This is a genomic window from Chryseobacterium takakiae, assembly GCF_900129385.1.
Taxonomy (GTDB): Bacteria; Bacteroidota; Bacteroidia; order Flavobacteriales; family Weeksellaceae; genus Chryseobacterium; species Chryseobacterium takakiae.
This window is the reverse complement of record NZ_FQVO01000002.1, coordinates 150,988-171,325: the sequence shown is the minus strand read 5'-3', so window position 1 is coordinate 171,325 and position 20,338 is coordinate 150,988. Positions and strand designations below refer to the sequence as shown.

14 protein-coding genes are annotated in these 20,338 nt (G+C 37.6%); 4 read left to right on the top strand and 10 right to left on the bottom strand.

All coding sequences use genetic code 11. The annotated features are described in order from the left end of the window. Positions 1-59 precede the first annotated feature (59 nt). The 3 genes from hutG to BUA76_RS03820 form a co-directional block, all read right to left on the bottom strand. Entirely contained in the window at positions 60-980 is a 921-nt protein-coding gene (gene hutG, locus BUA76_RS03835; RefSeq protein ID WP_072883692.1) for a formimidoylglutamase, read from the bottom strand. Between the two features lie 498 nt (positions 981-1,478). Continuing rightward, complete coding sequence (gene hutI / locus BUA76_RS03825; RefSeq protein ID WP_072883691.1) at positions 1,479-2,705, bottom strand: imidazolonepropionase; 1,227 nt, start codon at positions 2,703-2,705, stop codon at positions 1,479-1,481. Between the two features lie 29 nt (positions 2,706-2,734). After that, positions 2,735-3,100, bottom strand: a complete 366-nt coding sequence (locus tag BUA76_RS03820) for a four helix bundle protein (protein WP_072883511.1) — start codon at positions 3,098-3,100, stop codon at positions 2,735-2,737. Positions 3,101-3,259: 159 nt separating this feature from the next. Here BUA76_RS03820 and ruvB point away from each other — a divergent pair, with 159 nt between their 5' ends. From ruvB to coaE, 3 genes are all read left to right on the top strand, one after another. After that, on the top strand, positions 3,260-4,282 hold the full coding sequence (ruvB, locus tag BUA76_RS03815; protein ID WP_072883510.1) for a Holliday junction branch migration DNA helicase RuvB: 1,023 nt from the start codon (positions 3,260-3,262) through the stop codon (positions 4,280-4,282). A gap of 114 nt (positions 4,283-4,396) precedes the next feature. Continuing rightward, positions 4,397-5,263, top strand: a complete 867-nt coding sequence (locus tag BUA76_RS03810; protein WP_072883509.1) for an MBL fold metallo-hydrolase — start codon at positions 4,397-4,399, stop codon at positions 5,261-5,263. 8 nt (positions 5,264-5,271) lie between these two features. Continuing rightward, positions 5,272-5,907: a dephospho-CoA kinase gene (coaE, locus tag BUA76_RS03805; RefSeq protein WP_072883508.1), complete on the top strand. Its 636-nt coding sequence runs from the start codon at positions 5,272-5,274 to the stop codon at positions 5,905-5,907. A gap of 173 nt (positions 5,908-6,080) precedes the next feature. Here the strand turns inward: coaE and BUA76_RS03800 are convergent, their stop codons facing one another. The 3 genes from BUA76_RS03800 to BUA76_RS03790 form a co-directional block, all read right to left on the bottom strand. Further along, the gene (locus BUA76_RS03800) at positions 6,081-6,452 is read right to left on the bottom strand and encodes a hypothetical protein (RefSeq protein ID WP_072883507.1); all 372 of its coding nucleotides are present in this window, start codon (positions 6,450-6,452) and stop codon (positions 6,081-6,083) included. Positions 6,453-6,709: 257 nt separating this feature from the next. Beyond that, the gene (locus BUA76_RS03795; protein WP_072883506.1) at positions 6,710-13,153 is read right to left on the bottom strand and encodes a GEVED domain-containing protein; all 6,444 of its coding nucleotides are present in this window, start codon (positions 13,151-13,153) and stop codon (positions 6,710-6,712) included. Positions 13,154-13,403: 250 nt separating this feature from the next. Next, positions 13,404-15,314 (bottom strand): M43 family zinc metalloprotease, encoded by a 1,911-nt coding sequence (locus tag BUA76_RS03790; protein WP_178337298.1) that lies wholly within the window; start codon positions 15,312-15,314, stop codon positions 13,404-13,406. Between the two features lie 223 nt (positions 15,315-15,537). Here BUA76_RS03790 and BUA76_RS03785 point away from each other — a divergent pair, with 223 nt between their 5' ends. Further along, complete coding sequence (locus tag BUA76_RS03785) at positions 15,538-16,002, top strand: hypothetical protein (protein ID WP_072883504.1); 465 nt, start codon at positions 15,538-15,540, stop codon at positions 16,000-16,002. A 9-nt stretch (positions 16,003-16,011) separates the two neighbouring features. Here BUA76_RS03785 and BUA76_RS03780 read toward each other — a convergent pair whose 3' ends face one another. From BUA76_RS03780 to BUA76_RS03765, 4 genes are all read right to left on the bottom strand, one after another. After that, positions 16,012-16,671, bottom strand: a complete 660-nt coding sequence (locus BUA76_RS03780) for a DUF6048 family protein (protein WP_072883690.1) — start codon at positions 16,669-16,671, stop codon at positions 16,012-16,014. Then, the gene (locus tag BUA76_RS03775; protein WP_072883503.1) at positions 16,637-17,119 is read right to left on the bottom strand and encodes a DUF6452 family protein; all 483 of its coding nucleotides are present in this window, start codon (positions 17,117-17,119) and stop codon (positions 16,637-16,639) included. Before BUA76_RS03775 ends, BUA76_RS03780 begins: the two co-directional genes overlap by 35 nt. 34 nt (positions 17,120-17,153) lie before the next feature. Then, the gene (gene rlmD, locus BUA76_RS03770; RefSeq protein ID WP_072883502.1) at positions 17,154-18,566 is read right to left on the bottom strand and encodes a 23S rRNA (uracil(1939)-C(5))-methyltransferase RlmD; all 1,413 of its coding nucleotides are present in this window, start codon (positions 18,564-18,566) and stop codon (positions 17,154-17,156) included. Positions 18,567-18,714: 148 nt separating this feature from the next. Beyond that, the gene (locus BUA76_RS03765; RefSeq protein WP_072883501.1) at positions 18,715-20,262 is read right to left on the bottom strand and encodes a TlpA family protein disulfide reductase; all 1,548 of its coding nucleotides are present in this window, start codon (positions 20,260-20,262) and stop codon (positions 18,715-18,717) included. Between the last annotated feature and the right edge of the window lie 76 nt (positions 20,263-20,338).

Here is a 20,338-nt window from a genome sequence, read left to right as displayed (position 1 = left end):
GGAACAAAATATGTTCCTTGTATTTTCATAAAATAATGATTCTTTCTATCAGACTGATGTTAAATCATAAACCATTCGTTAACAAGTGTTGCCGCAAGTCTTGCTGTCCTGTCCTGGATATCATATATTGGATTGACTTCTGCCACGTCCAATGCCACTAACTTTTCACTTTTTAAAATATGTTTATAAAGATGCATAAATGCCGCATCTGCAAAGATTCCGTTATAAGCAGAAGCAGAAACTCCGGGAGCGATTGAAACATTAAAAACATCCATACAGATTGTGAGATAAAGATAATCTACGCTTTCTGCCAAATCATTAATTCTCTGATAAACCGAAGGAAGGTTTTCAAAGAAGATTTCATCTGATAATATGTATTTCATACCGTATTGATGGGCCGTATCAAATAATTTAAGCGTATTGGAATTTCTCTGGATTCCGATGTGTAAAGAGCTGATAGGACCTTCCTGCGCGATCTGCCAAAATCCCGTACCTGAACTTGCTCCTACTCCATTTTCAGGCTCACGGTTGTCAAAGTGGGCATCAATATTAATAATTCCTATTTTCTGTTCCGGAAAGGCCGTTTTTACGCCAAGGTAATGTGCGTAAGTAACTTCATGTCCTCCGCCGAAAACAACAGACCTGCCGTTTTTGAGCAGGACTTTGGAAACCCTTTTCGCCAGGTTGTTTTGGGCTTCTTCAAGGTTTTGCCCTTCACATATTATATTTCCGAAATCAAGCAAGGTAAAATCCGGACGGATAACCGGAAAATTGGCCATATTTTTCCTGATCATATCCGGTGCATCTTTTGCACCCTCTTTCCCTTTATTTCTACGAACACCTTCATCCACAGCAAATCCGTGTAAAACGAAATCTTTCGTTGAAATAAGATCGTAGTTTTTTTCCTCTTTAACTCTCTGAAATATTCTGTGGAAAAGCAGTTCTTCTCCGTCTAATCTTCCATGCCAGATATTGTTCATTATCAATAATTTAATTTGTGTGTGGTTTGTATTTGTCATGCTGGAAGCATCTCAGCCAATTATTCAAAAAGATAATTAAGAAAATCTAAATTAGGATTTGTAGTTCTTATTAATTCAAGTTTTTATTCCTTTTTAAAAGTTTGATTTCTTTTTCTCTTTCAATAGCTTGTTGTATCCAGCCAAAGCTTTCATAATAAATTTAAGAAACAAGCATTATACCCTTGAAGTAAAACTATCCGGATTAACTTTATGTACATGCTGAAATAATCTTTGATGTAAATTTCCTATAACTCCTGTGTATAAAACTATTCTGCTTTTATTGGTTAAGATATAAACATAAAATTTATAAATTCCTTCATTCAATTCGAACATTGTTTTTTTATCATCTGTATTATGATTGTGTCTGGATGCTTTCAGCATGACAATACGTGAAGAGCAAAAACGCAAGATTGTCATCTCATTCTGAGAACACCTAAACATATTCTTTATTATAATTAATTATTTAATTTTCATTCCATCAACATAAACATTCTCAGCTTTTAAACTCCCCTGATTGTATAAAACATTCTGGAAATTATTGGTTTTGAAAGTTACAAAATCGGCCTTCATGCCTGTTTCCAGTTTTCCTCTGTCTTCCAGTCCGAGCGCAAAAGCAGATCGGAAAGTAATTCCGGCTAACACTTCAGCGGTAGTCAGCTTTTCAAAAGTTGCTAAAATGGAAGCCTGCGTAATGAGATTACCCATCGGTGCCGAACCGGGATTCCAATCGCTGGCGATCGCTAAAATTGCTCCTGCATCCAATAATTTCCTTGCCGGTGTAAATTTTTCTCCCAATCCTAAACTTGCACCGGGTAAAGCGGTTGCCACCGTATCAGATTTTGCTAAAAATTCAATATCTTCATCAATGGTCGCTTCGAGATGATCTGCAGATTTTGCCCCAACTTCAACTGCAACCCTGGAGCTTCCCGATGTAAACTGATCTGCATGAACAGTAATTTCAAAACCGAGCTCTTTAGTTTTAAGTAAAAAATCTTTGCTTTCATCCGGCTGAAATGCTGACTTTTCAATAAAAACATCCACTCTTTTTGCGAGATTTTCTTCTTTAACCTGAGGTAATATTTGTGTTAAAATATATTGTAAATATTCCTGATTGCTCCCTTCAAAATCACGAGGTTTTAAATGAGCAGAAAGACATGTTGGAATAAGAGTGGCCTTTGTTTGCTGTTGGGCTCTTTTAATAATCCGCAACATTTTCAGCTCATTTTCAGCATCAAGTCCGTACCCGCTTTTTATTTCAATGGTAGTAATACCTAGGGCTAATAAAAAATCAATTCTCTGTAATAACGTTTCTAATAACTCTTGTTCAGAAGCTTTCCTAGTATGCTGAACCGAACTCCAGATTCCTCCCCCGCTTTCTGCAATTTCCAGATATGTTTTTCCCGCATTCCGCATGGCAAAATCATTGGCACGGTTGCCTCCGAAACAGATATGGGTATGAGAATCGGTAAATGCCGGCAATACGATTTGCCCTTCTTCTATTTCTTCAATTTCTATATTTGGATGATTAGACTTTAAATATTCAAAATTTCCGATTTGCTGAATTTTATTTTGATTGATGATCATTCCGCCATCTTCAATAATTTCCAGCTGCTCATCAAAAAGTTTTCCTCTTAACGGAAGATCTGCAAGGGTTACGACTTGCTTAAAGGGTCCAATTAGTTTCATTAACATTAAGTTTAAGGCTGAGGCTTAGATTAAGGTTTGATGGTACTTAAACGATTTGTGATTTTATTTAAATCGTGTATAACTTCACCAATCAAATTCTGTATTTCCAAACTCTCCTGTTCTGAAAAATATTTTACTCTGTTTCCGTATATTAAATGGCTTTTTGTTTCAAATGCAGATCGTCTGGAAATATCATAAAACCGGCTTTTATCTTTTGAAGTTCTTCTCCCAAAACCTTCCGCTATATTCGAAGAAATACTCTCAGCAGATCTTCTTAATTGTGAAGTTAGTGCGTAATCTTCTTTTTTGGGTAAATTCTCAGATAGATTGAAACACTTTTCAGCAATATCCATTGCCTTTTGCCATACAGGCATCTCAGTAAAATCTTTTATCATTTGTTATTAAATATTTTTCGTTTCAAAATTACTTAAAATAAATTAATATGATGACTTGTAAAACGATATACATTTATCTTAATTTTAGCCTTAATCTTAGCCTCAACCTTTATTCTTAACCTCAATTTTCCTATCTTTACAGTAAATGAAACTGAATTAATGCCTGATTTTTTACATCCGGATAAAGACAATTATTCCCGTGAAGAGCTTGCACAGGAAGAACAGATCCGCCCGCAGAGTTTTAAGGACTTTGCAGGGCAGAGAAAAACGCTGGAAAATCTCGAAGTTTTTGTAACTGCTGCGAAAAAACGTGGCGGAGCGCTGGATCATGTTTTACTCCATGGTCCACCCGGACTTGGAAAGACGACTCTGGCAAACATTATCGCCAATGAACTTGAGGTTAACTGCAAAATTACCTCAGGTCCCGTACTGGATAAACCGGGAAGCCTTGCCGGATTGCTTACGAATCTTGAAGAGAACGATGTTCTTTTTATTGATGAGATCCATCGGCTATCTCCTGTTGTGGAAGAATACCTGTATTCTGCCATGGAAGACTATAAAATTGATATCATGCTGGAGACCGGCCCGAATGCGAGAAGCGTTCAGATTGGGTTAAATCCTTTCACATTGGTAGGCGCCACCACAAGAAGCGGGATGCTTACCAAGCCGATGCTGGCAAGATTCGGGATCCAAAGCAGGCTGGAGTATTATACCATTGAACTTTTATCGATGATTATCCAAAGAAGTTCAAGGGTTTTAGGAGTAAAAATCTATGAAAATGCTGCCATTGAAATTGCACGCAGAAGCCGCGGAACCCCAAGAATTGCTAATGCTCTTTTGCGAAGGGTTCGTGATTTTGCAGAAATCAAAGGAAACGGGGAAATTGAAATCAACATTACCAAATATGCGCTTGATTCATTGAACGTAGATGAATTCGGACTTGATGAGATGGATAATAAGATTATGCGGGTCATGATTGAAAATTTTAAAGGAAAACCTGTAGGAATTTCCGCGCTGGCTACATCAATCGGGGAAAATCCGGAGACACTGGAAGAGGTTTACGAACCTTTTTTAATTCAGGAAGGTTTTATCATCAGAACGCCCAGAGGCCGTGAGGTGACGGATAAAGCGTATAAACATTTAAACATTTCCAGACCCAAAAATCCGGGAGAACTTTTCTGAGAAAGCCAGATAATACCTGATGATCAGGCGTCAACAAAATATTACTTAAATTATTTTTTAAGTTGCCCTGAAAATCTTATTTTTCAGAAATAAACAAACATTATAAATCTTAATATGAAACTATATCCAATACAGTGCGGAAAATTTAAACTGGATGGCGGCGCCATGTTCGGGGTCGTCCCAAAGAGTCTGTGGGAAAAAACGAATCCTGCAGACGAAAGAAATCTGATTGAGCTGGGAACACGCTCCCTGCTCGTAGAAGACGGCAAAAAGCTGATCTTAATTGACTGCGGACTGGGAAATAAGCAGGACGAAAAATTCTTTAGCCATTATTCGCTTTGGGGAGATGATACTTTAGATAAAAACTTAAAAAAATATGGTTTCGTAAGAGAAGATATTACGGATGTTTTCCTTACGCACCTTCACTTTGATCACTGTGGCGGCGCGATTGAATGGAATGACGAGAGAACAGGATACCGACCTGCCTTTAAAAATGCACAGTTCTGGACGAATGAAAACCACTGGAAATGGGCAACAGAACCTAATGCAAGAGAAAAAGCCAGCTTTTTGAAAGAGAATATTATTCCGATCCAGGAAAGCGGCCAACTCAATTTTTTACCTCTTCCTACCACCGGAAATTACGGTTTTGCACCGGATCTTAAAATGGATGTTATTTTTGTTGACGGACATACGGAAAAACAAATGCTTCCTGTGATTCAATATCAGGAAAAAACCATTGTTTTTGCTGCAGATCTCATTCCGACCGCAGGGCATATCAACCAGGTCTATGTAATGGGATACGATACAAGACCCCTTCTTACTCTGGAAGAAAAGGGAAAATTCTTAAAACAGTGTGTCGATAATGAATATTTATTATTCTTCGAGCACGATGCACACAACGAACTGGCAAGTCTCAAGATGACAGAAAAGGGTGTAAGACTCGATGAGACATTTAGTTTTAATGATGTTTTCGGATATTAAGTTAAACTATGGAAGAGCTATATTCAGAAACTCAGAAAGCTGAGCCGGAACCATTATCATCACCCAAGATTATAGGCCTTACAGGCGGCATAGGATCCGGAAAAACCACGGTGGCAAAATTTATCGAAGAGTTTGGATTTCCCGTTTATTATTCAGATGAAAGAGCCAAAGAGATCGTCAACGAAGATGATATCCTTAAAACAAAAATTAAAGAACTTCTTGGTGAAGAGGCATACGATGAAAATGGCATTTATAACAGGAAATTTGTCGCTGAAAAAGTATTCAACAACAAGAATCTGCTGGAACAGTTAAACCAGATTATTCATCCTGCGGTACGTCTTGATTTCGAAGATTGGATAAAGAAGCAGACCAAGTATCTGATTTTTAAGGAAACTGCTTTATTATTTGAACTGAAACTTAACAAAGATTGTTATAAATCTGTTCTGGTAACGGCAGAAGATAATATCAGAATGAAGAGGGTGATGGACAGGGATGGCAAAACCTATCGGGAAGTACAGGCCATTATGGAAAAACAGATGCCTGAAAAAGATAAGATCAAGCTGGCAGACTGTATCATTTACAACAATACCAATCTCGAAGATTTAAAAGAGATTACTGAAAAGATTGTTTTCGACATTGACTAATTCCAATAAACATAAAACCCGCTGAATATTCGGCGGGTTTATTGTTTGATTAAGATATTAAGAGTTTAGAAATCTATCCGAATACCAGTTAAGGTTTTTTCAAGACTTATTGTTCTTGTGCAGCTACAAAAACACTTGTTATTATTGATAAAGCCAAAACAAATTTTCTCATACTATTTTTTATTAATTGTGAAATTTCCAGAAATATACGAACTAGAAGATTCTAACTTTTTCCATTTGCCTTTTACCGGAGCGGATGTATTAAGAATTCCGGAAAAATAATATTTATTAGGAGAATTAATATCAAACTTTCCATCAAAGGCAACATAACCTTTAAAGTTTTCGGACGCCCCACTGGGGAAGAGATGTAAAACACCATCTACTGTTCCAGCTTTTGAAACCGTAAATCCAATAGATCCCTTATTGTCTCCATCAAAATTTCCAACCCATTCTCCCTGATAAGAAGAATTAACTTGCCTTTTACTTTCTTCATCAGAAATACAAGCAACAAAAAATAGAAGAAGTAGTAACTTACTTTTAATCATATTGTGTTTTTTAAATTTTTAGTAGTAAAATAGATATAAAATCATTGATAAGCTTTCAATATTTTTAGCCTGAGCTTATATGTTTCTGACTTTAAATATAAATATTACATGGACAAAATACAATCGGTGACTTCTAAATTATATTATGATAAATTGTTTAAAGATTTCTTACCAGAAAAGACAATATATCCAGCTTATAAATCAAAAACAGGTTCCCATTACTGAGAACCTGTTAAGTGGATTAATAATTAAATGATTTATTCTTTGATGAATTTCTTCTGAGCGGTAACCTCATTTCCATCCTGAATATCGATCACATATACACCGTTGATCAAGGTGTGTACATCAATCTTATTATTCAGAATAATTCCGCTTGACACCAACTGTCCTGCTGCACTGTAGATCTTATAATTCGCTTTTTTGCTGATATTTTTCACATACAATACGGAACTAACCGGGTTAGGATAGATTAAGATATCCGTCTGGTTAATTGGATTAGGAACAGGAAGTTTAGAAATTCTTACGGTATAATCTTCTACTTCCCCATTAGGAATGTTTGTACAGTTCACCGGAATAGCATCTTTTGCCAACGCCACTCTCATTACTACATATTTATAGTCCGTTAAGCTCACGAAAGCATCTGCCGGTACAGTGAATGTTCCGCTTACAGTAGCATCTGTATTCGGAGCAATAGCCATCACTCTTTCGTTGATATCAAAGTATCCGTTTCTGTTGAAATCAATCCATACAGCTACTCCTGCCTCAGTATTTCCTGAAAGTTTTTTATCAATTGTAATCTGGTTGTTTGAAGAACCCTGAATTAATTCTATAAACTTAGCAGAAACTCCTGTATAGTCTGTATAGTTAGATGCTCCTGATTCGTTTAACATTTCAGGTTTACCATTCGGCGTAACCTTAACTTTCGAAATATATCCATCAGTAGAAGTAACTGCTGACATCTGGCAGTAAATAATTGTAGGTGTTGTAAAGAAGTATGGTAATGTATATGTTCCTGGTGTTCCGCTACATACATTTGCCACCTGCAATTCATACTGTGTTAATTCCAACAATCCTGTAAGTGTAATAGTATTCGTATTGGATGTTACCGTTGTCCAGCTTGGAATGCCTACTTTTCTATATCTCAGGATATAAGTTGCCCCAGGGAACGGATCCCAAACTACAACTGCAGTTGTAGGAGTAAGATTAGTAATCGTTAATCCCGGAGGTGGAAGTTCACACGTTCTTTCTGTTGTAAATACTTTAGGATTAGACCACGCGTTCACCGTAGTTTCTCCGTTACATTGATTAGCAACCTGCACTTCATATGTTGTATACGGGCTTAAACCTGTAAGAGTATACGTATTTAAAGGTGCTGCAGTAATATTTACGGTTGTCCATACGCCGGTTCCTACAACTCTATATCTTAATACATAAGTTGCACTCGCTACTATCGGAGACCAGCTTATTACAGCAGAGTTTGTGGTTACTGTACCGACAGTTACATTCGGAGGTGTAGGATCACATCTTGTTGTGAATGTCTGAACCGGTGTAAACGTTCCTGGCGTTGTACCACAGCTTGCAGCAATCTGTACTTCATAAGTTGTTGCAGGCGTTAATCCTGTAAGCGCCAATGGCGGATTTCCGGTTAATGTAGAAGCTACCACCTGTGACCATGTTCCAGTACCGGCTACTCTGTATCTTACAATAAATGTAAGTCCTCCTGTAGGAACAGTCCATGTTACATTAGCAGAGGTATGAGTAATCGTGTTGAATGTTACGTTTGTTGGAGTGGTTGTTGCACAAGGTCTTAATTTCACTGCATAGTCTTCCACTTCTCCGTTCACGGCATTCTGACACATTACAGGAGCACTTGTACGCTTGAGAACAACTCTCATTGTTGTGGTAAGGTTTCCGTTATATGCATTTGCCGGTACACTAAATAATGCCGTTACAGGGCTTGTTGTACTCGCGGCAGAAGCCATAATCTGCTCTGAGGCTTCAAAGACACCGTTTCTGTTAAAATCAATCCATGCAGATACAGCATCATTTTGTGTTGCTCCTTTTGATACGGAAATTTGATTACCTGTAGATCCTATTTCCAGATTAATTAACGTAGCCGGAGTTGTATAGCTGATATAATTGGTCTGAACGGATGTATTGCTCATTGGAGGAATACCCGGATTCACTGAAGTTACCGTAACATTAGAGATAAAATCAGTTGTACCCGTACCAGTCATATTACAATAGGTAATAGGCGTTGTAGTAAAAGGTGTAGAAGTAGACCAAGGTCCCTGAACTCCGCCACAAATTGTAGCAACCTGTACTTCATAAGCTGTTTGCTCTGTAAGACCTGTAATATTATAGCTGTTTCCGGTAATCGGTGCAGGGGATACGTTCCAAGCCCCCACAGGGTTTGTTGTTCTCCATCTAACAAGATAGGTAGCCCCTGTTGAAGAAATCCACGATATGGTAGCTGTAGTAGCCGCGATATTTGACACCGTAATTCCTGAAGGAGCCGCTGTAGTACAAGGCTGAATATCAACAAATTTAACCTGGTAATCTTCAACTTCTCCATTACTTGTAAGAGGTGAACATGCGTCAGTAGGTGTAAGGAAATACACAATAACACGCATTTTCACTTTATTGGTTCCTGCATACGCTCCTGCCGGAACCGGGAATGTTGCCGTTACTGGTGTAGTTGAAGAATATCCAAGGTTCATAATTCTTTCCCCTCCTGCTACTGTAGTTGGATTATTATTAAATATTCCGTCTCCGTTGAAATCTATCCATGCATAAGTAGAATATGTTCCTGCTAATATCGTTCTTCCTACAGAAAGTACATTGCCCGTTGAGTTTCGCGCTAATGTTATAATTTTTGCAGGATCATTGGAATAATCTGTATATGTACTAGAACCTGAATCATTAGACATTGTAGGTGTAGTAGTACCTGTTACTGTAATGTTATTAATAAATGCATTAGTAACCGTTGCCGTACCTGAATTACAGTATGATATAGCAGGTGTGGTAAAATTCACGGAATTTGACCAGGCTCCTGTAACACCGCCACAAGTAGTCGCTACCTGTACTTCATAAGTAGTAGATCCATTCAGGTTTATAATTGTGTAAGGGTTTGTTGTCGGAGCAATAGTTGTCCAAGTACCAGTACCTGTTCTGTATCGTAAAGAATAAGTAGCACCGGTAGCATTAATCCATGAAACTAAAGCAGTAGAAGCGGTGATATTAGAAACAACAATTGGAGATGGTGCCGCTGTTGTACAAGGTGAAAGATCAATAATCTTAACCGCGTAATCCTCAATCTCTCCGTTATTAACGGTTGCACAAGGATCTGTAATACTGGCGGTAGAGAAAATCACTCTCATTCTCAGAGTCAACGGTCCGTTGTATGAAGTACCCGGAACAGTAAATGTGGCACTTATCGGAGTAGTTGTATTTGCTGTAGTGCTTATTACTCTTTCTGTAGTTTCAAAAATTCCATTTCTATTAAAATCAATCCATGCTCCAACAGCTAATGAAGAAGTAGTTGTTGTTAACCATGATTTGGAAACGGAAATACTGTTGTTTGTGGAATTTCGAACTAATGTAATCAATTTTGCAGGGTCAGCTGAATAATTGGTATAAGTATTCGCACCCGAAGTATTACTCATCACATATGAATTGGTAGGAGTAACTGTTACATTAGAAATATAACCATTGGTATTATTGTTTGAGTTAATTGTACAATAAGTTACCTGCGGTGTTGTAAACTGGAATGGTGCCGTAAAAGTTCCTGTTGTGCCAGAACATACATAGGCAACCTGAACTTCATAAGAAGTCTGCTCAGTTAAACCGTTTATTGTATATGCATTAGCCGTTAACGGAACCGTAGTCCATGTTGTAGAACCTACCGGCCTGTATTGCAATACATAAGTTGCTCCCGCAGCAGGATCCCACATTACATAAGCAGAAGTTGCCGTAAGGTTGGTAACTGTAAGGTTTAATGGAGCATTACTTGTACAAGGAATCGGCTGAATTAATTTTACAGCATAATCTTCCACTTCTCCAAATGTAAAACTTGTACACATTGTAGGTGAAGTATTAAACTGCATTGCTACTCTCATTCTCGTAGTAGCAGGTCCGTTATAGGCATTTGCAGGAACAGCAAAAGTAGCTGAAACCGGAGTTGTTGTACTAGCCGGCGAATTCATAACCTGTTCGGAAGCTTCAAAAACACCGTTTCTGTTGAAGTCAATCCAAACACCCACTGCTTCACTGAATGTTGTTCCTGTCCAGAATTTGCTTACTGATATGGTATTATTTGCTGATCCAATTACAAGATTTACAAGAGCACTCGGTGTGGTTGTATAATCAGTATAAGTAGAGCCCACAGAGTTATTGCTCATTACTGCGGCACCATTTGGTGTAACTGTAACATTAGAAATATATTCATCACTAAAGTTATTTGATGTCATGTTACAGTAGTTAAGACCTAATGTCGTAAAGTTTGTTGATGCAGAGAAAGGCCCCTGAACACCATTACAAACCGTTGCTACCTGCACTTCATATTGAACACCGTCACTTAAACCTGTAAGGTTTACGGAATTTCCTGCGGAAGTAACAGTAGTCCATGTAGTACCTCCTACAGGACGATACTGAATGACATATGTGGCATTTGCTGTGGCAGTCCATGTTACAGTTGCGGTAGTTTGTGTAATTGCAGATACTGCAATACCAGCCGGCGCTGCACCTGTACAGCTGGCTAAACTCGTTACGGTAGCACTTCCGATTGCATAGAAAACGTTTCCTATAGAGCTTACTCTGATTTTAACAGTAGCTCCAACCGTAAGACCGGTGAGAGTTAAAGACTCATTACCATCATTAGCGGTAGAAGCAGTTGCTACTGTCCATGTAACCCCGTTATCGGTTGTATAATCTATTTTTACATTTGCTACGTTGTAAGGTGCTGCTGTAGTGTTAACAACATCCCATGTAATAGCAGTTGGCGCGTTGTTGTAGGCAGTCGTAGAAGTTACTTTGAAAGGCCCGTCATTGCCAACAACAATCTGCTGATTGGCAAATTGTGTCTGCTGTTGAGTAGGATCTGGATTATTATCTCTAACCGTTACTCTGAAATTTGTAGTTCTTGCAACAGTAGAAACAGACTCCCATCCGTTATTGGAATTATTGAGAACACCAGCTAATACTGATGTCAGTTTAGGAAAATATCTTGTAGGGCTTGTTGTCGGATTGAATGATCTGAACGTAGCTCCACTTGCAGTTGTTCCCAGATTATTTTTATTAATGGTAACATTTGCATTATCTACCTCTTCCCAGCAATACGTCATAGGATCATTTTCTGCATCTGTAGCAGAAGCTGTTAACACGAACGCCGTACCTTTAGGAATATTATAAGTAGGTAAAGGAGTAATTACAGGCGGGTTATTGGTAATTGTCGTCTCAACATCACATGTTTTATTGGTAAGATTATTCTGAACCTGGGTAATACTTACCGCATGGAAATAAGGATCCGAATGAGCCTGAACATCAGTATTGGCGCCGGTGATTCCGGCATATGCCATGATCGTAGAGCCGGAACCCGGTTCAACGTTGACACCTGCATTTTCCAGACCGTGTGAAAATGTATGGTTCGCACCTAACTGGTGACCCATTTCATGTGCTACATAATCAATATCAAAATTATCTCCCTGCGGAATACCGTCTGCAGGAGATGTATATCCTGAGCCTTTTTGAGTTGCATTATTATTAGCAGGATCGATACATACACATCCTATACATCCTGCATTTCCTCCACCCCCTGAAGCTCCGAATAAGTGACCGATATCATAATTGGCACTTCCTACGTTTGCTGTAAGCGTCTGCTGTAACTGAAGATTCCAGTTACCCATTTGCGCAGCGGGAGAATACGGATCTGTTGCGGGATTTGTATAAATTACTCCCGGAAAGTTCTGTAAATTAAGGTGTAAGGCAAAATCTTTTTCATATACACCGTTTACTCTCGTTAAAGTAGCATTCACGGCAACCAATGCATTGGCTACTGTACCCCCAAAATATTGGGTATACTCACCTGTTACCGACATTGCCAGTCTCATCGTTCTGTACTTTTTATCAGAAGATTTTGAGAAATCGGTTGTCTGGTTGGTGAATGTTTTTCCCGCTTTATAAAGCTTATCGATTTCCATTTTTGTCAAACGGTCCTCGTTCATAGAGCAAAGAAAGCCTTCATTGCTTTTATCAGTTTTTGGATGCACACCATAAACCGTTTTGCCTTTATCGGCAGGCTCTATAAATTCATAAACCCCGTTTTTGATGATCATCGACTGAAAATCATCCGGTGCTAAGCTGAATCTCAGGTATTTTCCGGGATCATCAATCCCGACACCTACGTAAGATCCCAGTTGATACTTGTCTGCCAGTTCTTTAACAACCACTGGGAAGCTGTAAACGGCAAACTTTTCAATTTTTCCTTCTAAAGTTGGCAAGGAAATGGTAACGGGCTTTGCATTTTTACCCGTTTCCTGCGCTTTTGCCAATTGAGACTTTAGCAAAGAAATGTCCAGAGTGTAATAGCTCTTAATATCGGAGCCTGCTCTTGTTTTTTCTCCCCTGAATGATGTGGGACTCCATTGTGCACTGGTAATCGCAAACAAAAAGAGGAAAAAGAAAGAAGTAAAATTTTTCTTCATAACTTTCTCAATAATATATTAATTATACAAATCTAGTCATTTTTTATTATTAATATGAAAATGCAAACATTTTTTTTATACAAAATTCATAATTTCCAAACCAAATGTTACAATATCTATTCTTAATAAATGCCATCGCCTATTTTAAAATTATTCATTATTAATATTGAATTTATTCAAATCCCTTACAACAAAATAAAAAATCCCCGGGCTTCCCCGGGGATTGAATTAATCATTTAAAATTATCTTATTATTTCTTGATGAATTTGGAGGTAAATAAATCTTTTCCTTTTTCTTCAACCGTAATTATGTAACCACCTTTGATCAGTTCGGAAACGTTAATTTTTCCGTCATTGATATTACCTTGTCTTACCAGTTGACCGGCAGCACTGTAAATTTTATAAGATGCCTTATCAGAAACTTTGGTGATGTTTAAGATATCTGATACAGGATTCGGATATATCTGGATAGCATTTGCACCTACTTCTTTTACATCTTTTGTATCCAATACTAATACTTTAAATGCTTTTGACTGTGTAGCTCCAAAATTAGTTGATCCTTCAAAAATTATATTATTTCCAGATGAGTTTTTTACATTATAATAACCGTAATATTCTATACCATCTGATTCAGAATCATTAATAGTGAATGTGTAACAATCTGGCGCTAAATTCCATGTCTTAGTAACTAAAGCAGGTAATGATACGATTTGATTTCCAACAGCTACTCCGTTTGAATACGGCCCTCCGGAATCTATAGTAGTTCCTGTGCTATTTTTTAATGTCCAAGTAGTTTCTGAACCGAAAAAATCTGGTTGGAGTGTAAAAGTAAGAGAAGTACTACCCAGAGGTGTTGTTGTATAATTTCCTACAAATGAAAATGCAGTATTATTACTTGCTCTCGCATCAGAAGTTCCGTTTACGGAAGTAATTTGTGCAGAAATTGTAGAGTTTTCTGCAGCTACAATAGATATTGCAGCATATCTATCTTGAGCAAGGTTACCTGTCCAGTTATACGTTTGTGAAGCACCACCATTTACGGAATAAGTGATCACCGCAGATGTAAGCGGAGACGTACCTCTATTGTACAGACTAAATGGCACTGAAATAGAATTAGTACCCTGACAAGACGAAGATGACAGACAAATTTTTTCTGCTTTTAATTCTGCATCATTAGCAAATAACGGAATTGGTAAGTCTTTTACGGAGTTTTTCAATTCAACTCTTCGAGGAGAGTTATTCATTACAGCCGTCATCCTTGCTTTTTGATCTAACGTGAAAATGTTCATACACGTATCATTGGTATAATCCATATAGTTTTCTACCATTTCAAATAGACCGGGAGTACAACTTTGAATAGGAACAGTACAAGCACCATTAGCCTCATGAGCAGGAGGCGTATCATCACAATAATCTGTAGCACAAACTAATGGATTTGAATCATCTCCCCAAATATGTCTAAGTCCTAAAAAGTGACCTACTTCATGAGTCATTGTTCTTCCTTTATCGTAAGGAGCGCCCAAATTGAAATTTGTTCCATAGTCTGAGCTTCCGAATGTTCCATAATTGGCAACTACACCATCAGTATTGGCAGCACCTCCGGCAGGCATACCTACAACACCTGAGTTTGATGGAAACTGCGCATAACCCAATATATTTGAACTTGAACCTCCAAACTTAACACTCCACATATTCATATATTGTGTAGGATCCCAAATTGTTGCCGGCTTTACATTGACATTAACTTCATCCGTTGTCCAAGAATCCTGACAAATACGCACCCTATCAATACCATTTGTAGGATTTCCATTAGGATCTACTTTTGCTAATGCAAACTGAATCATTACATCTGCACCTACAGGATTTGTATTAAACCCCGGAGTTCCAGCCATTCTTCTGAAATCATTGTTCATTACAGTAATCTGAGACTGAACCTGCTCATCAGTAATATTCTGCCCCACACCATAAGCCTGGCCACTGTGAATAACGTGTACAACTACGGGAATCGTAATAATTCCGCCATTCTGCGATTTATTGGTCTTGGATTTTTCAATCAAAGGAGCAATCCATGCTTCAAATTGAGCATCGGTCATCCTGTTTGGATCTTGTTTTTGAAGCATTGCTTCATATTCTGTAGACGCACATCTGATAACCCCATTCATTCTCTTCAAATCATCTATCGTATATGTTTTGCCGAATACAAATTGGCCTTGCTCTTGAATTTTCCTTTTTTGAGCAAAGATTGAACAGCATAATAATACAAAGAATAAAAATGGTACTTTAAAAGTAATTTTATAATTCATTTTAAGAATATTAATTTGTGTGCAAATATATTAATTTGCGGCATACTTTTAGAATAACATTGATAAAAATTATGATTTTTATATGAAAACATATACTATTTTTCTATTATTATGTTGCCTTATCAACATAAAATGTATTTCACAAAATAATTCTGTAGAATCAAAAAACGACACAATAACAAATAATGAAAATAATCAGATCGAAAAAATAGAATTAAGAGAATTTACCAGAGGTACTAACAGAGTATTTATCTACAAAAAAGATTCGTTAATAACTAATTTAAATGGAGTTAATTCACAATCTGAAATTTCTAAATCTTATTGGGAAAATATTATCAGAGAAATAAATTTATTGAATCTTTCAAAAATATCCACTTACGAATCGCCAACCACAAAAAGGTTTTCCGACGGTGCGCTATCTTCAATAATCACCATTACTTCAGGAGACAAAACCTATGATTCTTCATCTTTTGATGCAGGAATCCCTCCAAAAGAACTGGAAGGATTGTATCAATTGTTAAAGACGAGTGAAAAAGGATTAGAATAAATCAATTCATTAAAACTTATAAGCAATATTCCAAGCAAATCCCATATTGAATTTTGAGGAACTCCTTCCGAATCCGGGTACAATCATTGGCTGAATATCTTCTTGTTTACTGGTGGCAACAAGGTATCTTGGCTGAAGATTTACATCAATGAAAAAATTAGAATCAAAGAGCTGCACTCTTCCACCTAGGGTTCCTTCCAGCCAGTAAGAAGACTGCGAAGATGACGGAAAAGCAACAGAAGAACTGCTTCCGCCAAAACCACGAACAGGCACAGCCATATATTCCTGTGTATAAAAAGATCCTCCGATTTTACCTCCGGCATAAAAGCCGTTAAATTCATTCTCCGGATCTTTTGCGAGCATATAGAAAGCCCCGATTTTCAGAAAAGGTCCGTTTGCTTTTGCATCATACCCGTTTTTCTGGTAAACATTAGATTCAAATCCGGCCTCTACAATACCATGAATATTATTTTTTATTTTAGAAGAGATAAAACCCTGGTACAGCTTTCTGTCTGAAAAAAAAGATACTCCGGCATTCAGAACATCGCCGCCTACCATAAAATTAGGCTCATATTTCCATTTTTCTTTTTTTAGTCCCTGGGCATTCTGAGCAAAACTCAGGATATAGATTACACTAAAAAAGAAGGTAAAGATTGGTTTTGTCTTCATTCTCAATAAAATTTTGTCCATCCTGAATAGCTTTTACAGGAGCATTTGCAGATGTTGTTAGTATCGAACTTAAATTTTCATATGTTTTTTTAATTCCGCACCCCGGGGAAACATAAACAGCTTTGGTGGTATAATTTACCCTTACCCTGGATTCTGTTCCCAGATTAGTGGTTCTGAAGTAAACATCCGTATAGGGTGAATCATCTACTCTTAAGGGAATTATTCTGGAAGTTATTTTCGCCTCACCTCCTAACTGAACTTTTCCGGAACCGTAATCTACGGCAACATACAGGGAGTCCAGAGTTCTTTCTTTACCGTTTTCTGCGTTCAGGAAAGAGAATTTCATTCTTGGAGTTCCTTCTCCGCTTTCACAGATATCATCATCAGCACCGCATGAAAAAAGCAGGCTGATCCAGCATATAGCAAACAGAAATTTAAAAGATTTCATATTAATAGATGATGTTTGTCCAAATTTAAATAAATTATTTCTTAACGAGCAATGCAATGTTCTCTACATGGTGGGTTTGTGGGAACATATCCACAGGCAAAATTTTCACCACCTCATAATGATCTTTCATTAAAGCCAGGTCACGTGCCTGTGTTGCAGAATTACAGCTCACATAGACTACCTTCTCCGGCGACAGTTTCAGGATCTGTTCTACCACTTTCTGATGCATCCCGTCTCTTGGAGGATCCGTAATAAGAACATCCGCTTTTGGATGATTGGCAAGAAATTCATCATTAAAAATATCCTTCATATCACCACAATAAAATGTTGTGTTGGTAAGCCCGTTCAGCTCTGCATGTTCTATTGCCGCATCAATTGCTTCCTGAACAGATTCTATCCCGATAACCTGCTTTGCTTTTCTTGCCACATATTGAGCTATCGTTCCCGTTCCGGTATAAAGATCATACACCACTTCATCACCCTTCAAATCTGCAAATTCCAATGTTTTTCTGTAGAGTTCAAGGGCCTGTTTATAATTGGTCTGGAAGAAAGATTTCGGACCTATTTTGAATTTCAAACCGTCCATTTCTTCCATTAAATATCCTTCACCAAAATAAACATTGATATCCAGGTCATAGATGGAATCGTTCGCTTTAGGATTAATGGCATACACCAGGGTTTTAATCTGAGGAAATGTTTCAAGCAGAAATTGGAACAATTTTTCCCTGTTTTGTTTTTCTTCTCTGAAAAGCTGAAAAAGAACCATCCACTCCCCTTTTGAGTTTTGTCTCATCATCAGCGTCCTTAGAAAGCCTTCATGATTTTTAACATCGAAAAAGTCGAGACCGTTTTTTACGGCGTATTCTTTTACAGCCAGCCTGATGGTATTTGAAGGTTCCTCCTGAAGGAAGCATTCTTTAAGATCCAGAATCTTGCTCCACATTCCGGGAATATGAAAGCCCAGTGCATCTCTGTTTCCGAAGTTTTCTTCCGAGCTGATTTCATACTGCGTAAGCCATCTGGAATTTGAAAAAGAGAATTCCATTTTATTCCTGTAATAATACTGCTCTTCCGAACCTAAAATCGGTACTGCTTCAAAATGATCAATCCCTCCGATTCTTTTAATATTGTTATAGACTTCTTCCTGTTTGAAATCCAACTGCTTTTCATAGCTCATGTTCTGCCATTTGCATCCTCCGCAAACGCCGAAATGAATACATTTCGGATCTACCCTGTACGGTGATTTTTCCAGCAGATCAATCGCTTCTCCTTCATAATATTTAGATTTCGCTTTTTTTACTTTAACATTTACAACATCTCCAGGAATTGCACCGGTAACCATTACCGTTTTTCCCTCTTCGGTTCTGCCGATGGCAACCCCTTTAGCTCCTGCATTTAAGAGTCTGATATTTTCAAGAATAATATTTTTCTTATTTCTCTTTTTCATTAAGAATTTTTTCTGTTTTACTGTTTAAACTTTGTCAAAGATCCGAACTTTGACAAAGCATCCCGGAAACGATAACCTTCCGGTCTGCAAAAATACAATAAAAAAAACCTTATCCGAAGACAAGGTTTTTATCTGTACTCAATTTAAATTATTTTGTCTGGGCCGGCTGAGGATTTGCCTGTTGTTGTGGCGCTTGCTGAGGCGCAGCTGCAGGGTCCATATTTAATCCCGGTTGCAGTTGAACATTAGGATTCACTTTCGGTGCAGAAAGCCCTGTTTGTTTATCAAGAGCGGTTACCAGTTCAGGATCTCCAAGGTTGAAGAACGGTTTGCTTGCAATTTTCCCATCTTTATCAACAACAACGAAGCATGGTAATTTGAAACCGTACACTCCGTATTTTTTGGCAATATCTGAATTTAATCCTCCTTCGCCGTATACATTGGTTCCGGTAATTCCTTTCATCAGCGAATTGCTGGTTTTTACAAACTGATCTTTGGTATCATCAACGTTTACAAAAACAAAGTTCATTTTTGATTTATAGAAATTCACAACTTCTTTTAACACAGGAATGGATGCTTCTCCGATATAAGGATTCCATGATGCATAGAACATCATCATGTAAGGTTTTCCTTTGTTTGAAGAAAGGCTGTACGATTTTCCATCAGCTTTAACAAGAGATGCTTCAGGAGCCTGCTCACCGATTTTGAAACCGTTGATCGCAAACTGAATTTTCTTTAAATCTTCTTTAATCGTAGCGTCTTTGATATCCGTATCGATGATTTTTTTAATTTTCTCGATTGTTTTTTCAGGAGTTCCAGGATGAATATCAGATTGTGCCATTACAAAAGCCAATAAGTAATCTTTAGCTGTCTGTGAAAGATCTTTCTGATTTTTCTTCAGGTATTCTGCAAATAATTCTGAAGTGGTTATATCCGGTTTTCCCGCGCCGTTTGCCTGAGCATATTTTTGGAAATCCGGGCTCATTTTTGTTAAAAGGTATTGTCTGTAGAAAGGATTTTCTTTCACCATTACCTCTTTATTTTCCTGAAGTTTGTTTTCGTAATCCGTGAAAGCTTTCGTCACTTTGAATGAAGGATTACCCATTTGTTTGTGACTCATTTCGTATTGATTCAGGATGGTAAGCAATGTGCTGGCAAGGTCATTCTTTTTCCATTCCACCAACCCGCTATCCGGACTGAATTTTTTTACGTTTTCTTCTATATTTTTAGTAACATCGGCCTGCACTTTTTCAATTCCTTTGATGAAAGTTTTTTCATCTTTTGTCATCAGCTCATTCATGTTCACAGTCTGAGCATAGGTGGAAAGATATTTTTGTGTGGCCGTAAAGAAATCATTATTATTTTTAGCATCACCCGTAACTACGAATTCTGACGGGAAGCTCATTCCGTTACCTGTAATTTCAAGTTTCTGGCCACCTTTAAGATAGATCAGGTTTTGTTTTCCGCCATATGACATTACATACATTCCGCTTTTCGGAGCCTCAAAACTTCCGGAGAAAGTTCCGTCTTTGTTAATCCCGATATTAATAAGTGGTAAGGTGGCAACACCTGATGCCTCAATAAACTCGATTCTCTCTAATGGAGAACCGCCTGTAATTTTTCCTTTTACTTCTACTTTTTTAGAGCAAGACACCGCAAAAACAGCGATGATAAACAATAAAAGATATTTTTTCATTTCGAATTTTATAATTACGCAAAAATAAGTTTTTCATCTCAACTAGATATCATATTTCAAGGTATTTTATGAAAGA